At 51.2% G+C, this 16,504-nt stretch carries 7 protein-coding genes; 4 read left to right on the top strand and 3 right to left on the bottom strand.

Features of this window, described 5'->3' with window-relative positions; all coding sequences use genetic code 11:
* The first annotated feature begins 147 nt into the window (after positions 1-147).
* The 3 genes from BUE76_RS01030 to BUE76_RS01020 are packed head-to-tail and all read left to right on the top strand — an operon-like array spanning position 148 to position 4,670.
* Positions 148-1,953: a thiamine pyrophosphate-binding protein gene (locus BUE76_RS01030; RefSeq protein ID WP_073039295.1), complete on the top strand. Its 1,806-nt coding sequence runs from the start codon at positions 148-150 to the stop codon at positions 1,951-1,953.
* Between the two features lie 18 nt (positions 1,954-1,971).
* On the top strand, positions 1,972-3,660 hold the full coding sequence (locus BUE76_RS01025) for a flavin monoamine oxidase family protein (protein WP_073039293.1): 1,689 nt from the start codon (positions 1,972-1,974) through the stop codon (positions 3,658-3,660).
* The gene (locus BUE76_RS01020; protein WP_073039473.1) at positions 3,657-4,670 is read left to right on the top strand and encodes a 3-oxoacyl-ACP synthase III family protein; all 1,014 of its coding nucleotides are present in this window, start codon (positions 3,657-3,659) and stop codon (positions 4,668-4,670) included. Before BUE76_RS01025 ends, BUE76_RS01020 begins: the two co-directional genes overlap by 4 nt.
* A gap of 105 nt (positions 4,671-4,775) precedes the next feature.
* On the opposite strand, the gene BUE76_RS01015 is transcribed toward BUE76_RS01020, so the two are convergent.
* The 3 genes from BUE76_RS01015 to BUE76_RS01005 all read right to left on the bottom strand — a co-directional run bounded on the left by BUE76_RS01015 (position 4,776) and on the right by BUE76_RS01005 (position 12,996).
* Entirely contained in the window at positions 4,776-8,753 is a 3,978-nt protein-coding gene (locus tag BUE76_RS01015; RefSeq protein WP_073039291.1) for an AAA and adenylate/guanylate cyclase domain-containing protein, read from the bottom strand.
* 531 nt (positions 8,754-9,284) lie between these two features.
* Positions 9,285-10,430: a GAF domain-containing sensor histidine kinase gene (locus BUE76_RS01010; RefSeq protein ID WP_083596298.1), complete on the bottom strand. Its 1,146-nt coding sequence runs from the start codon at positions 10,428-10,430 to the stop codon at positions 9,285-9,287.
* Between the two features lie 301 nt (positions 10,431-10,731).
* Entirely contained in the window at positions 10,732-12,996 is a 2,265-nt protein-coding gene (locus BUE76_RS01005; RefSeq protein ID WP_073039287.1) for an ATP-binding protein, read from the bottom strand.
* A 569-nt stretch (positions 12,997-13,565) separates the two neighbouring features.
* Here BUE76_RS01005 and BUE76_RS01000 point away from each other — a divergent pair.
* A complete protein-coding gene (locus tag BUE76_RS01000; RefSeq protein ID WP_083596316.1) occupies positions 13,566-16,253 on the top strand; it encodes an alpha-L-rhamnosidase in 2,688 nt (895 codons plus the stop codon).
* The last annotated feature ends 251 nt before the right edge of the window (positions 16,254-16,504 follow it).

The following is a 16,504-nucleotide window of genomic DNA, read 5'->3' as shown; positions in this document are numbered from 1 at the left end:
GCACCGGCAAAGCAGGCAGGTCATTTTAAAACATGCAAAAGGTTTTGATTTGGCTAAATAATCTATACTTTACTCATCACGTATCCTTCCCCCGATCCTGTCCCACCCCTTTTACATTCTTCCACCAAACCACCTCACCGTTATCCAATGGCGCAAAACCTACCTGGCAGTATCCCTGCTGCTGCACCCACAGTTGGCGACCTGATGCTGCATTACTTCAAACTGGAAGGCATTACCTATGTATTTGGTATTCCTGGCGGCGGCCTGATGAACTTGCTTGTTGATCTGAAAAACAATACCGGCGATATCAGCTACATCATCTGCAAACAGGAAACGGGCGCCGCCTATATTGCCGATGGCTATTACCGTGCAACAGGGAAGATTGGCGTAGTGGTGGTAACTACGGGCCCCGGTGCCACCAATGCACTTACAGGCGTTATGAATGCACAGGCCGATGGTTCTGCCATGCTGCTGTTGAGTGGTGAGGTGGACCAGAAGTTCTTTGGTATGGGATACCTGCAGGAAGGCATTGATGCCGGCATTGACATCAACGCTGTTTTTGCAGCAGCCACCGGGTACAGCAGCACCATTGTAAGTGCAACAGATGCCGAAACCATTTTGAAACAGGCATTCCGCGATGCGCTGTCTTTACCGCGGCAGGCGGTGCATATAAGTCTGCCGGTAAATGTGACGCTGGAGCTGCTGCCGAACACGCAGTTGTCGGTTAAAACAACTGCCTACCGCACCAGCGCTACCGGTGCGCCTTTGGCAGAAGTGCGCACCGCATTTTCGGCCCTGGCAGGGTGCAAAAGGCCCCTGTTGTTTTTAGGCAACGGCTGCAGGCAGGCCCTGCGAGATCCTGCCATTTACGCATCGCTCCAGAACTTTGTAGAAACCTATGGCATACCGGTGATCACCACCCCCGATGCCAAGGGGATCTTTGCCGAAACGCACGACCTCTCACTGCGGGTTTATGGCATGGCCGATTGCATGTGGCCCTATCAATACCTTACTGCAGCTGCAACACCCTACGATGGCATCCTGATCATCGGCTCTTCCATGGGCGAACTGTCCACCAACTCCTGGCTGCCCATACTGGTGCCTTCCGGGGAAGATGCCCCTTTCATACAGGTAGACATCAACCAAAAGATTATTGCGCGTTCTTTCGAGGTAACACAGGGCATCGTAGGCGAAGCGGGTGCCTTTATCAGCGACCTGGCTTCGCTGATACCCGAGTTCCCTCCCGACGAGCAGCTGGTGGCGGAAAGAAAAAGTTTGATTGCATCCATCAAGACCCAATCGCCATTTGTAAATCCGGATGAGTATGCATGCAACAATGACCCGATAGAGCCCGCTGCGCTGATGCGGGTATTGCAACAAACGCTGCCTGCCAACAGTAATATTTTCATCGATGCTGGTAACTGCGTGGGCTGGTCGGTGCACTACCTAGCCATTGCACCACCAACAGCAATCTTCAGCGCCCTTTCCATGGGTCCGATGGGGTTTGGCGTGGGTGCCGTAATTGGTGCCAAGATCGGCTGCCCAAGCGATACCTGCATTGCCATTGTGGGCGATGGCGCCTTCCTGATGCAGGGCACCGAGGTAGCCACCGCAAGCCAGTACAAGGTTGGCGCAATCTGGATCGTGCTGTACGACAATAACCTGTCGATGGTAACCCAGGGCATGAACCATTTTGCGCCCGACCCGCAGCACCCCGATGTATGGAATAACCTTTACGAGTTGGGCAACCCCGACCTGGCCCTTTTTGCTAAAAGCCTCGGTGCTGATGCCTATACCATCGATTCGCCTCTTGAGCTGGAGCTGCAAATGCCGGGGATCATTGACCGGGCCAACCAGCAGCAAAGGCCACAGGTGGTCATTGCCCGCATCAACCGGAAATCGATACCGCCCTACTACAATCCTATTTACGGCCCCAGGCCGCCCAAACATTAACCACCAAAAAACCAATACATGTCAAAAGATCGCTTGCCTGATTATGATATCGCCATCATAGGTGGCGGCGCCTCGGGGGTATACACTGCCTGGCGCCTGTTGTTAGATGGACCGGGCCATTCGCCCCAGCTAAAAAAATGGCAGAAACAACGAGGCAGTTTGAAGATCGCCCTGTTTGAAGGCAGCAACCGGATCGGGGGACGTATTCTTTCCGCAAAGGCGCCCGGGCTTCCCGGCATTGTTTGCGAGATCGGCGGTATGCGCTATGTTTCTTCCCAACAAATTGTACGATCGCTGGTAGAAAATAAACTCCAGCTGAAAAGGCATGAACAGGTGGTTGCCGATCCGGAAAACCTGTTGTACCTGAGGGGGAAGAAAATGCGGGTAAAAGACCTTTCCGACCCGGACAAACTTCCCTACAACCTGGCGCCGGACGAGATCGCATGGCTCAAAGCAAGTAACCAGAACGCGGCGGATAATTTTATCGGCTTTGCCGTTGAAAAACTGTTTCCGGATATCACCAAATATTCAGGGCCTGCGCTGCGGGCATTTTTGAACAAACAAAAGGTAGATGGTGTGGCGCTGTACAAGCATGGGTTCTGGAACCTTATTGCCACCCAGTTGAGCCATGAAGCGTATCGCCTTGCCGTTACTACGGTAGGATACGATTGCCTTGGCTTTAACACCAACGCGGTGGATGCGATCTGCGAATATTTTGATTTTACGCCGGGTGTGAAATACTACCTCCTTGATGAAGGCTACGATGCGGTGATCTGGACCATGCAGCAGGCCTTTGAAGCCGCCGGAGGTACCGTCGTTACGGAAAAGTGGCTGGAATCCTTCGACAGGGTAACCCTTGCTGATAGGAGCAAAGGCGTTTCGCTCCAGTTTCGCAATGACAGGAAGACCCATACTGCGAGGGCTGTTGTGCTGGCCATGCCCAGGCGCAGCATCGAATTGCTGGCGCAAAAAGGTCCGGTACTCGACCCCGTGGCCGCGCCGCATGTACAAACCCTATTGGAGTCGGTAACACCCATCCCGCTGTACAAGATGTTTATTGCATACGACCAGCCCTGGTGGAAAAAAGAGGGCGTGAGCCAGGGTCGTTCGCTAACCGATATACCCATCCGCCAGTGTTACTACTGGGGTGAGGAAGGCAAGCAGTCCAACGGTGCCGGGTCCAACACCAATGCCATCATCATGGTGTACAACGATGCCCAGAGCTCGTCGTTCTGGGGTGGCCTGCGCAGTCGCCCCCTGGGCCCCTATGATGTGGTGGAAAATGATGCGGCACCCAAGTTCAAACGCAAGCGGATGCCCAGTGCCGGAAAGACAGGTAAGAGCGGCTGGCACAAAAGACTGGAGGAAAACTGGAAGCATTGCGAAGCCCCGAAAGCCATGGTCAAAGAAATGCACCGCGAACTGCAAATAATGCACGAAATAAATGACGCACCCGAGCCGCTGGAAGCCGCATATATGGATTGGGGCGATGATCCTTATGGCGGCGCGGTACACTTCTGGAACTCCGGTTACCGTTCCACCGAGGTGCTGGAAAAGATGATCCAGCCGGTGCCGGGATTTCCCTGCTTTATCTGCGGCGAGGCTTTTTCCACCAACCAAACCTGGGTGGAAGGCGCACTGCAAACGGCGGAACTGGTGTTGCGAAAATTTGATATTCCTGAACCCGAATGGCTGACAAAAGCATGAGTAACCTTATCCCAAGAATCATTGGCACAGGATGGGCCGTGCCAGCAGGCATCCGCTACAATGATGACCCCATCTTCGACTGGCTGAAACAACATAATCCAGATCCAAAACTATTTGATGGATACAAGGAAAGGCATGTGCTGGGCGATGGCGAAGACCTGATAGACATAATGCTGCCCGCTGCACAGATGGCTTTGCAAAAAGCCGGAAAGCAGGCGGCTGATATCGATATCCTGTTGGGGCTTGGTTCTGTCAGTACCTATATCCAGCCCAATATGTTGTCCCTGTTGCACCGCGAGCTGGGATTGCCCCCAGATGCATGGGTTATTCCCATTGGCAACGATTATTCCAACTATGCCTCCAGTCTTTTGCTTGCCGACGGTTTGCTGCGTGCCGGGCACGCTAAGAACGTACTGGTCTGCATTGGCGGCAGCTGGACCCGCAACGTAGATTATCACACGCAGCAATCCATCAGTGCCGCCGATGGTGCCGGAGCAGCGGTGATGGCGCTGTGCGCTGATGAAAGCAAATGGTTTGTTGCGGGGCAGCATACCGTTACCGATTCCACTTTCTACGGCAGCATGTACACCAGCGGCGAGCAGTTGGCCGCCAACCCACCCATCAACGGCTACAGTACTGTTTTCGGCCCGCATTTTTTCCAGATCACACCACAGGGCATGCAGGGGTTCAAAACTTTTGGTACCGCCACAGCGCTCAGCGCGGTAACCGCCTTGCTCCAGGAGCATAACCTTAGTGGCAGCGATATTTCCTTTATGCCGCACGAAACATCTGAGTACCTGATAAAATATTGGTGCGACAATATGCCAGGTAAGCTTGGCCAGGTGCTTTCCACTATTGAGCAGTTTGCAAATACTACAGTGGCAACGCATGCGCTAAGCATGGCCTGGTGCGAAGAAAATGTGGTTATAGAAAAAGACAACCTGGTGATGCTGGCACTTGGCCCCGACATGCATGCCAATGCAATGCTGCTGAAAAGAGGCAGCGGATGAAGTAGCATCAGTGGCTACCAGATTCAACTGGTAAAAAGCAAAACGCAGCTTTCTTTGATGCAAAGGCTGCGTTTTCTTTTTTCTATCCTGCACAGCAGGTCATATCTACAATGGCAGGGAAAAAGTTTTTTTCAGATAATCAACCTTACCGGCTGCGCCCCATGCTTTGTAGGCAATAAGGGCGGCATCCAGGCTGCTGGTATAATCCATGCCTACGCTTTGCTGCATGCGGGCCAGGTGTTCGTAGGCAAGACCGCATTCATGAATAAAGCCCTGTGCTGATGCTTCCTGTGCCGACCTCATAAACAGCTGTTCGGCCACTTCAACCCTTGCTTCCAGTCCTGCCCTGATAGCTTGTAACAGCAACAGTTTATTTGCAAAATTTCCGGGGAACAGTTGTGCCCATGCTTCACATGTTTTAATGCCGGTATCTGCCCTTTCATGCAGGGGTACAGCGGTTGCACCTGCTGTTTCGGCAGCGGCATAAAGGGAGGCAATAGCGGTATAAAATTCATATTCAGTATGGCCCGGCTGGTTGGCAAATGCAGGCAAAAGCGGCATGGCCTGGTCTGCAAAAGCGATAGCTTCCTGCCAATTGCCAAAATGCACATGCAGCTTGACCTTGGAGATCAGGTAATAGCCGATCTGGTTGTACAGGTCGGTGGTGCAGATATTGGCAATGTCTTTTGCTTCATCGCAGGCTGTATCGCTCAGCGAGGTATAGCTGTTGGTAAGCCCCTGGAGGACCCTGGCCATCTGTGCCTCGTGTACCAAGTGAAATGCTGCGTTCAGTACATTCCGGTTGTTGCGCTGCTGGTAAATCAAAGAAGTGGCAACGATGGTGGACAAAGGTGCGCCGGCAGCAACCTGCAGGATCAGGGTTAGCGAAAGGTTGAAGCAGCCAAAGAGCATATCGTTTGAGTCAAGCCCGGCATCTGCACCAGCGGCAGCAATCGGAATAAGTGTTTTGTAGGGCACCAGCCAGTGCGCGATAAACCAGCCATGGGTGAAGTTTACCCTTGCCTGCAAAGTGTTATGATTCCTGCCATCAACAACAAGGGCCAGGTTGCTCCAGGCAAGGGCCCCAACACTGTCCTGGGTGATTGCCTTGTACACAACCGCATAGGTGCCATACACCTGTGCAGCAGCGCGGCCGTTTCCTGCTTCAAGCGTGAGGCGCAGGCTGGTGATGGTCATCAGTGCAAAGAGTTCCACCTGCTGGCACTGGTGCGCAAAAGGGCACAATTCAAGCAGCATGCGGATGACCACTTCTACTGATTCGTCTTCCAGCTTTTTATGGTCGGCCAGTTGCTCCACCGACCGGTGCTGCATAAAATCGTTGATGAACGCCAGGTGCTCGCCTATCTTCTGGCCGATGGCGGCAGGATCTTTCTCGATGGGCTGGTGGAGGAGTTTCACGCCCTCAAGCCCTACTTCCAGGGCCTGTTTTACATAGCCCAGGCGAAACAGCCTGATAGCTTCCCGTTCGTGGTAGCTGACGGCTTTGTTTTTTTCACCGGCATGATACCAGTGGTGGGCAAGCCGCAGGTGGTAGGGAAAAAGGTTGTCAGGAAATTCATTTTCGTACCACTGGGCGATCTCCTGGTGCAGGTACCTTCTTTGCTCGGCCAGCGTCATCTCGTAGGCTACTTCCGAAGTGGTTACGTTGTTGAACGAGTACCCATCCATATTGTCAATTACCCTGGCCCTGATGAAGCCTGCTATCTCGGCGTCTTTCAAAAAATAGGGTACCGAGCGGCGCTCGGTTTTGATGGGGTACACATTGTGCACCAGCTTTTTTCCAAACCGGTTGCCGGCCACACTGGCCACCTTCAGCGACAGCTGCGAGCCATGTGCCAGGTGGTCGATCCGCTCCCTGATGGCCCCCCGCACCGTATCGGGCATCGAAAGGTCACTGATCTTTACATCGCCTACAAAAGAACAATGGCCTGCATCAATCGACAGCAGGTTTTGGTTCACCAGTGAGCCAAGCAGTTCGATGCAATGAAAAGGATTGCCCTTTGCAATTTTCCGGATCAGCCCGATCAGGTCGGTGGAAACGCTGTTCACATTCAGCCGTGCACAGATTAGTTGCGCCACATCCTGCTCCGGCAATTCCTGCAGTGAAATGGTGGTGGGTTTTATGGTGCTGATGCTTGTTTTCAGGTTGTGGTCCAACTCCTGTACCGCCAGCACTACCAGTACCTTGCCAGGCGTGGCGGTGAGGGCTTCCACCAGTTTCCACGACACATCGTCGGCCATCCAGTGCGCATCGTCTACTACGATTACCAGCGGCTGCTTTTCACTTTCCTCTTTTAGTATCCGCAGCATCAGGCGGTGCGTGGCTGCTACTTTCTGGCTTTCGGTCAGCGATTTGATGGCTTCGCTGTCGGGCAAGTTGCATTGCAGTACGGCATTCAGCACACAGGCTTCTGCTCCAAACTTTTCCTGGACCTCTTTCAATGCCTCCTGCCTGCCGGCTGCTGTTGTGGCTTGGCTGATGCCTAAAATGGCTGCGAAAACAGGCTCCCATACATTGTACAGGATATGCCTGCCGATGAAGTCGCCTGCTGTTGGCAACAGCATTATGGGGTCTTCGCAAACCCTCGATTTGAAATCTTCCAGGAACCTTGTTTTACCAATACCGCTTTCGCCAGCCACCAGCACACACCCGGCACTGCCCGACAAGGCATTGTGGTAGGCTTCCATCAGGATGGCCCGTTCTTTTTCCCGGCCAACGAGATTGTCGATGCCCAGCGCCGGCTGCTCGGCTTCTATAACAGCTACCGGCTGGTACAATGCTACGGGCTCAGAAAAGCCTTTCACTGCCACTTCCCTAGGTGTTTTATAAAAAACAGATTTATTGCTTGCCTGGAAGGTGGCTTTGTCGCAGTAGATATGATTGGTGCCGAGCCCTGCAATGCGGGCACTTAGGTTCACCACATCGCCAATGACGGTGTATTGCCGCAGGATATTATTACCCAGGATGCCGCAGTATGCCTGGCCACTGCTTACCCCGATGCTGTTGTGGAAGTCTGCCTGCAGTAAAGCCCGGTGCAGTTCGAGGGCTAGGTAAACGCCCCGTTCAGGATCGTCCATATGTGCAGAGGGCGGTGGCCCGAAATAGATCAGGATGTTGGAGTCTTTTTCATCCATCCAGATCTGGTTGATGAGCCCGCCGTAGTGCAGCACCAAAGGCGTGGTGAGGGCTACAGAGTTTTGGAGGCGGATGATATTGGCTTCGGAGCTGTTGCTATAGTTGACCAGCCGAACAAACAATACCGTCACCGGCCTTATTTCTGCAATCCATTTCAGGCGCTCAAGGCTCAAAGGATATACAAGGGTCTGGGGCAGGAACTGCCGCAGTTTGCCGATGGCCTTCCTCGTTACTTTGGGCGTCTTTTTTGGCGGTAGTAAAAAATGGGCTGGTGTTTCGTAAAGAATGGAGGTATGGTGCTGCATGGGCATGGCCCGGTACCCTGGACCCATAAGGGACAGCGCATGGTTGGAAATAAGTACCTGGTTGGGGGCCTCATTACGCGAAGCGGCAACTATCTCTTCAAAAACACTTCCGAAAAAGCTAAAAAGGAGATTGCCATGCAAGCCTTCCATTTCCAGCATCTGCCATTGGCCGGCAGCAATTACGGCATGCATCGAAAGCAGTTCGTTGCGGTCGTTGATGGTGGAGCGGAGCGCTAATATGTTTTGGGCGCAGGCTGCTGCAAGGGGTACTGCGTCTTCAGGCTTTACCTGGTCGTCGGGCCAGGCTATCATCACGCCATCGCCGGCAAAGAACAGGGGCTCGCCGCCGTATGCAGCCACTGTTCCCAGCACATGATCGTAATGTTTGTTCAGTATTCTGGTGATTCGCTCAACCCCTTCAACCTTGTCCTTCATCAGGCGGTTGCAAAGTGGCGAAAAACTGCAGATATCGATCCAGAGCAGCACCGCAGTTTGTGCCTGCTGGTTGGTTCTATCCTCTTGCGGCACACCCCCTGCATATTTTCTTCGCAGCACTCCCGGCACAAAACTTACGGTCAGGTCATTGGATTGTCCGGGTATGGTTCCTTTGTTGTTTATCATACTTGTCTTCGCCAGGTTTAATGGTTTTAATAATTGCTAAGCAGCATTGTAGCGGGCGAAAGAGGTACGTGGATTATAGGTAGCAGTGCACCAGCAAGTGCTGGTTGCCGGCAAGGTGGTGTACTGCAATGCCTTATTTATGCAGTGTAGTTTTTGTGGCCAGGTGTAGCTTGCGGCCAGGAAAGGAGGCCGCCGGGCTTACTTCGTAATGTAATCATTTAAGCCGAGAGCAACAACTTGAAAGGGCAGGATATATGCGCGTAGATCAGCACAGGTACTGTTAAGGGACGTGCCAGGGAAAGGAATGATTAGACCATCGTATGCCGGGTGGTTTGCCTGATAGCGTCCGGAGGCGGGGAGAACTTCCAGGCTAATGAAGGATATGCTTAAAAGCACCTATGAATGGTATTGAAGCAAGTTTACTGCTCTTTGTTTCTTTACAACATACAGGTACTGCTCCCGCTATTGACGGAACAATCAAAAGCGGGAGCAGTAGAATGTAAAGGGTACGCACAATGGGTGAAGGCAGCATCAGGTCAGTGGTATGGAAACCACCATTTGACTGTTGCCTGCTGTTTTAAGTAAAACAGCGGCACCCTGGATCATTTCACAACGTTTGCGGATGGAATTGAAGATAACCGAAGACTGTATGGTTTCCGGCAGGGCTGCACCCGGCTGCCCGATGCCAAGGATTGCTTCTTTGTCGATTTCCAGACAAACCTGTATGGCTTGCTGTTTCGGACCGTTTTGCTCGTATACAGTTAGCCATTCCAGAATAATGCGGAACAGGTGGTTGATATTATTGAGCTGCACCGTATCCAATTCGCCGGTACAATGAAAGTCAATGGTCAATCCGGACAGCTCCTCGTACTCACCCAATAGTTGCATGAGTTTATCTTTCATGCCAACTGCCAATTGCCCAACAGGGTGGATATTGGTTGAGAAAGCCCGCATGTTTTGCAGTAAAGTGGTGATCATTGCCTTTACACCCTGCATTGCTGCTACCTGTTCTTTTGTTAACCCGGAAATAGCTGCAAGATGATGCAGGGAAGCTGCAAGTACCTGGCAGAAATTTTCGTGCAGTTCGTACCCGATCTTTTCTCTTTCTGCTTCCTGTTGTGCCAGTTGGCGGTTGAGGGTCTTGCGTTCCAGGTGCAATTGTTCGGCTGCTGCTGCTGCAAGCTCAATATTTCTTTTGCGCAATTCCAGCAGTTTCGACGCCTGGTGCGCAACAGTTTTCAGGGCTGTCTTTTGCGCTTCACTGAGTACTTTGGGTTTGATGTCGAGGGCACAGATGGTACCGATGGGGTGCCCGCTGGGACCATAAATGGGTACGCCGGCATAAAAGCGCAGGTGCTGCGGACCCGTAACCAGTGGGTTGTTTACAAAGCGTTCATCTAAGGTGGCATCTTCTACCACCATAATGTCGTCGTGTACAATTGCATGTGCGCAAAAGGCATGATTGCGGGGCGTTTCTTTTTCACCAAACCCCACTTTGGCTTTGAGCCATTGTACGTTGTCGCCTATAATACTGACATGGCCCGTAGAGCAGCCCGAAATAAATGCCACCAGCGCGGCAATATTATCGTATTCTTCCTCTTGGGGAGAGTTAAGCAAGTTGAGGCTATATAGCTCTGCTAATCGGTCTTTTTCGTTTGTAGGTATTGGTTGCTGCACCGTAGGTTAGTTTCAGGACAAAAATGTGTTACAGTATAAGTTTCTGTGATATTAAACGGTTGTTGCCGCACATCAGTCGACGAATGATATGTAATTGCCGTTTAGGTAGTGCTTTGTATTCCATGCGTTTACATCTCGATACAATGTCATGCCAAAGATGATGACCCTTGCCTGGTGTTGTTAAAACGTCGTATTTATACGAATATTTGATGGAAGCGAAGCTGCTATTTGAAGGCATTTTCTTTACAGCTGCCAGGTCAAAGCGCAGGTCTGGCAGCTGTAAAGAAAAGCGATTCACGAATCAGTATTTAGGCAGGAAGATCTGAAAGCTTGCGCCTACCCCGGTTTGGCCATCGGCAATGATGGCGCCATCATGGTTTTCAACAATGCGCTTGCAAATGGCCAGTCCCATACCGGTGCCGGAATAAGATTGCTGATCATGCAAACGATAGAAGATGTCAAACAACTTGTCGCTGTACTTGCTGTCGAAGCCGATGCCATTGTCTGAAATTTCAATCAGGTGGTAAACTTTTCCCTGCGTAAGCATCGCCGGTGTAACTGATGATGCCGTGATTTCCTCAGTTTGTATGGTAATGACAAGGGGCTTGCCTTTTTGCGCAAACTTGATGGCATTGCCTATAAGGTTGTTAAACAGTTGCCGCATTTGGAAGGGCATTGCCCGTACATGCGGTAGCGGATCGGCAACTACCCTGATGCCTAAGTGATCCATCTCTTCTTCAAATACGGCAATCACTTCAGCGAGTATGGTGTTGAGGTCTGTTGTAACAAGCGTGTGTTGTTTGTCGTCGGCAAATGTGTAAGTGGTTATATCGTTTACCAGCATCTGCATCCGCAAGGCCGACTTTTCAATCCGGTTCAAAGAATTGATGATGGTATCGGATAGTTGCTTGCCTTCCTCCATCATCACTTTAGAAGTAAAGATCAGGATTTTGCGCAGTGGCTCTTTGAGGTCATGCGAGGTGATCCAGTTGATGTTGGCAAGTTCTTTATTTGCTTTAGTAAGCTTTTCGTTCAACAGGCGCTGTTGTGCCTCTTCAAGCAGCAGGTACTCCAGGTGAAACTGGTTTTGCAGGGCACTGGCAAAACGCGTAGCGGCATTTAGCTCCGATATTTTCCAGTCGCGGCAGTAATAACGAACCTGTTCTTTAAAGATGGCAAACGAAGAACGCGGCGTCAGCTGGTGCTCTTTTACTTTTTTCACGGCATCGTTCGGATCGCCGGCCCAGTTGATGGTCTGTTCCATTTCTTCCCGGAACCAAATGACCGCATCCCTTTTCGGGTTACCCAGTTTGTGGTAAATGATGCCTGCTGCAAACTTGCTTAGCTTGTCGCCTTCGAGGTAATGTTCAACCAGGTGTGTCGTGCTGAACACCATGCCTTTCACTGTACTGGCCAGCCAATTGAAAAGCTGCTGTATTTTATCATTGGAAGGCACCAGTCCCCTGGTATAAACTTTTCCATTGTGTAGTATGGCTGCGCCACTGGCATTTGCTACGCCCAGCAGGGAAGAAAAGCTTTCAAACTTGATGTGAAAATCGCCGTCCTGCGGAATCACATGCAGCAGTTGTTGTAAGTGCGCTTCAACCACGCGGTGCACTTCATATTCTTCTGCCACTTCGCGCACCTTGATTTGCGAAGTAAGAAAATGGCCTTGCAACAGGACCGCGTTGCGGGTTCTTATGTCCAGTATTTTGGCACTGTAATGATGACAGGTAATGAGCCCCCATAATTTCCCTTCAGTGATCAGCGATACGGTAAGCGTGGCACCCACACCCATATTTTTAAGGTACTGGATGTGGATGGGCGATACACTGCGCAGGGAAGCTTCGCCCAGGTCAAGCGTGGTATGACCGCAGTCTTCTGTTGTTAGCAGGGGTACCATTTCGTAGTTCACATCCGCAATCATCCGCATTGGGTTGCGCAGGTACAACTCGCGGGCTTGTGCTGGTATGTCGGTATGCGGGTAGTGCAGGTCGAGGAAGGGTTCTACTGTCTCCTTCCTGCTTTCAGCAAACACCTGCCCGTTGTAATCCCTGTCAAACTTGTAAATCATCACCCGGTCGTAGCCCGATAGCCTGCGGGTTTGCTCTGCGATACGCTGGCAAAGGTCGCGCAGGGAGCGTGACCGTTCAATCACCCTTACAAATTCATGGGTCTGGTCAAAGAGGTCAAGAGGTGCGGCATTGCCTGCCCGGGCCTCCAGTTCAACGATAAAAAGATCGCCACTTTGATGCACCAGTACGGTCCAGGGTTCGTTGTTGCCGTGGTATTCAAATGGCGTGGCAGGCCATCGGTCCTGGTTTATTATCGCGCTTATCTGGGCTTCCAGGGAAGGGTCAAGGTCGGATAGTTTTTGTTTCAGTATAGCTTTTGGGTCTTTGTCAAAAGCCTTGTGGCAATTGGCGCTGCAGAAAAGAATGCTTCCCTGTTCATCAAGTGCGATCAAAACACCGTGTGGCTGTATGGCACCGGGAATATGTATGGGTTCGCTTTCACAATTGGTAAGGGTTACTTTCCCTTGTATGGATACATCTCTTAGATTCATTGGGCTTATTCTCGATGATTTAAAACTTGATGCGCAATGCCACTCGCTGTGTTTTATCTGTAGCTGGATGGCAGGGCATTAGGGAGGGTTGCTTGTTTTTGCCTTCTTTCCAAGATACCGTAAAACGGCTATTTTGGAAATATGGTGGGGCGCATATTCGGGTTTAGCAAGGGTAATACAACCAGGAGCTGTCAGGTGCTTTCAGGTTGGGTGCAGCAGTCAGGCATAACCTGCGGGCTGGCTTGAAGTGTTTTTTTTATGAATGATGCAAGATTGTTGCAGGACGGTTTGACCAACGATCAAGCATGAGTGCTGCGGTATTTGGGTTAAGGGTACGTACAATTTTTATGCCTTCGTTTGTTCCTGTTTGGGTACTGTTAGAAATGCTCCTGGTTCAGTTGGGCCAAAGTGGTTTCCTGTTTTGATTGGGTAAAACAGGCTGTAAACCTAAGGTAGTATTTGTGTTTAGTAAACCATTACCCTTTAAATTGAAGCTAAATATTACCCAGACGATGACCAAAGGCTTTTCACCGGGTTGGACTAGCTTGCCAGGATATAAATGGGCGGGCATGCTGCTGCTTTGCCTGCTTTTTTGCTGCCGTTTGCAGGCTGCCGGTCCCTGCGTTGTAACAGGGCTCCGTTGTGAGTACCTGGTAGATCCCTTGGGTATTGATGCCCCTGCGCCGCGTTTAAGCTGGCGCCTGGCCGATGAACGCAGGGGTGCAAAGCAGCTTGCCTACCAGGTGCTGGTGAGTGTGAGCAGTACGGATTTTACATCGCCACAAAACCTGGTATGGGATTCCCGTAAAATAAATGCAGCCACTACGCTTGTCCGGTACGGCGGCAGGGCCCTGCAGCCATTCACTACTTATTACTGGAAAGTGGTGGCTTTGGATAAGGATGGTGTACCAGCCACTGCCGCCCCGGTGGCCCGCTTTGAAACCGGTATGATGGGCGTACAAAACTGGAAGGGCACCTGGATATCTGATGGTGCCGCCATCGATGTGAAGCCAGCTCCTTATTTCCGGAAAACATTTGGCATTGCAAGGAAGGTGAAGTCGGCAAGGGCCTTTGTTGCCGCTGCAGGCTTGTATGAACTTTCGCTGAATGGTGAGCGGGTGGGCAACAACCGTTTGGACCCGGCATATACCCGCTTCGACAGGCGCCTGTTGTATGTAACGCATGATGTGACAAAACAATTACAGCAAGGCACTAATGCAATCGGGGTTTTATTGGGCAATGGTTGGTATAACCACCAGTCCACTGCAGTTTGGAACTTTCACAACGCACCCTGGCGGGCAAGGCCTGCGTTCTGCCTGGACCTCAGGATCACCTATGAGGATGGCAGCACCGAAACGGTAAGTAGCGGTAAGGATTGGAAAACATCTGATGGTCCTGTCAGGTTCAACAGCATTTACACCGGTGAGCACTACGATGCCAGTTTTCGGCAGCCGCTTTGGAACACCGCCGGATTTGTTGATACAGCATGGAAAACGGTGCTCATCCGTTCTGCTCCTGCCACCAATATCGTGTCGCAGGTGATGCACCCCATCCGCAACGTAGCGACCATAGCCGCAGTATCGCTTACCAGGATCAATGACACAACCTACCTGTATAACTTTGGCCGCAATATTTCGGGTGTGTCCAAAATAAAAGTGCAGGGACCTAAGGGAACCGTGCTTTTTTTGAAACATGGTGAACGGCTGAACAAGATGGGGCGGTTGGATCAATCCAATATCGATGCGCATTACCGGCCTGCCGATGATACCGATCCTTTTCAAACCGATATCCTGACCCTGAGCGGTAATGGTGTGGATAGCTTTATGCCTGCGTTTAACTACAAAGGTTTTCAGTATGTAGAAGTCAGCAGCAGTCGGCCGGTACAGCTGAAGCAGGAAGACCTGGTAGCCTATTTCATGCACAGCGATGTGCCTGCAGTGGGCGAGGTGCATGCTGCCAACAGTATGATCAATAAATTGTGGCAGGCTACCAACAACTCTTACCTGTCCAACCTCTTTGGTTATCCTACCGATTGTCCGCAAAGAGAAAAGAATGGCTGGACGGGTGATGCGCATATTGCGTTGGAAACAGGCCTGTACAATTTTGATGGCATCACTGTTTATGAAAAATGGCTTGCCGATCACCGCGATGAGCAGCAGCCAAATGGTGTGCTGCCTTCCATTATTCCAACAGGTGGGTGGGGGTATGAGTGGGGCAATGGTCCCGACTGGACCAGCACCATCGCCATTATTCCCTGGACGGTTTACCAGTTTTATGGCGACCCGGCTTTGCTTCAGTCAAACTATGTCCATATCAAACGATATGTCGATCACATCAACGAGCTGTATCCAACCGGTTTAACCACATGGGGTCTTGGCGATTGGGTGCCTGTTAAAACCAAGTCGCCAGTGGAGTTCACTTCTTCAATCTACTATTATACCGATACGCATATACTGAGCGAAGCTGCCCGCATCCTGGGCAAAGAGGAAGATGCACGATTTTATACAGCCCTTGCCCAAAAAATCAGGGATGCCATCAATGCCAAATACCTGGATCGGTCCACGGCATTGTATGGAAACGGGGCGCAAACAGAACTGAGTGCTCCGTTGTACTGGAATATTGTACCCAGTGAACTAAGGTCAAAAGTGGCTGCCAACCTGGCCAGGCGGGTACAGCAGGATGGCCTGCACCTGGATGTGGGATTGCTTGGCACAAAGTCGATATTGAACGCATTGAGTGAAAACGGGTACGCCGACCTGGCATACCAGGTGGCAGCGCAGGAAACCTATCCGTCCTGGGGCTGGTGGATCAGGAATGGTGCTACTACCTTGTACGAAAACTGGGATATAGATGCAAAGAGCGACATCTCGCTCAACCACATCATGTTTGGCGAGGTTGGTGCCTGGTTGTACAAAGCCCTGGGTGGAATAAAACCCGATGATACCAGGCCTGGGTTTAGTCACCTGCAGTTGCAGCCCCATTTTGTGGCTGGTTTGGACAGTTTTGCAGCACAGCACCATAGCCCACACGGGCTGATTGCCTCCTCCTGGAAAAAGAAAGGCAATACCATCGAGTATGATGTGACAGTGCCGCCCAATACCACTGCCACCCTTGTACTGGCGGAAGGAGCTAAGCAGTTGTATGAAAATGGCCGGCAGGTCAAAGCAATAAGATTTAAGCAAGCTGGTGCCGGCCAGCCTGGCGCACAAACTGGTTACCCTTTAACATCGGGCAGCTACCATTTTATTGTGAAGTAGCAAAGGGTATGTAAGGCTTGCACATAAACCAAACAGTTTTCAAAAACTGGCAAATAGCAGATATAAATTGGGGCAGCAGTATTGTTCTTACAGTGATGATGTGCACAGGGGTTTTATTACGATCCTGCTGAAATTGCGGGTAAGGCTGTCGCAAATGGCGGGCAAATAGTAAGCAACCGGGTAAACCATCCACATACAAGTTGCCCGAAAGGGCAGCCTTTTGCTGCGTTACAAACCAGTTGCAATATGCA

The organism is Cnuella takakiae (assembly GCF_001953305.1).
In the GTDB taxonomy this organism is placed as follows: domain Bacteria; phylum Bacteroidota; class Bacteroidia; order Chitinophagales; family Chitinophagaceae; genus Flavisolibacter; species Flavisolibacter takakiae.
This window is presented reverse-complemented; position numbering and strand designations above follow the sequence as displayed.

What these genes read in the sequence shown, in the direction of transcription:
- BUE76_RS01005 (WP_073039287.1), bottom strand. Translation starts at nt 12,996, where the DNA reads ATGAATCTAAGAGATGTATCCATACAAGGGAAAGTAACCCTTACCAAT.
- BUE76_RS01015 (WP_073039291.1), bottom strand. Translation starts at nt 8,753, where the DNA reads ATGATAAACAACAAAGGAACCATACCCGGACAATCCAATGACCTGACC.
- BUE76_RS01020 (WP_073039473.1), top strand. Translation starts at nt 3,657, where the DNA reads ATGAGTAACCTTATCCCAAGAATCATTGGCACAGGATGGGCCGTGCCA.
- BUE76_RS01025 (WP_073039293.1), top strand. Translation starts at nt 1,972, where the DNA reads ATGTCAAAAGATCGCTTGCCTGATTATGATATCGCCATCATAGGTGGC.
- BUE76_RS01000 (WP_083596316.1), top strand. Translation starts at nt 13,566, where the DNA reads ATGCTGCTGCTTTGCCTGCTTTTTTGCTGCCGTTTGCAGGCTGCCGGT.
- BUE76_RS01030 (WP_073039295.1), top strand. Translation starts at nt 148, where the DNA reads ATGGCGCAAAACCTACCTGGCAGTATCCCTGCTGCTGCACCCACAGTT.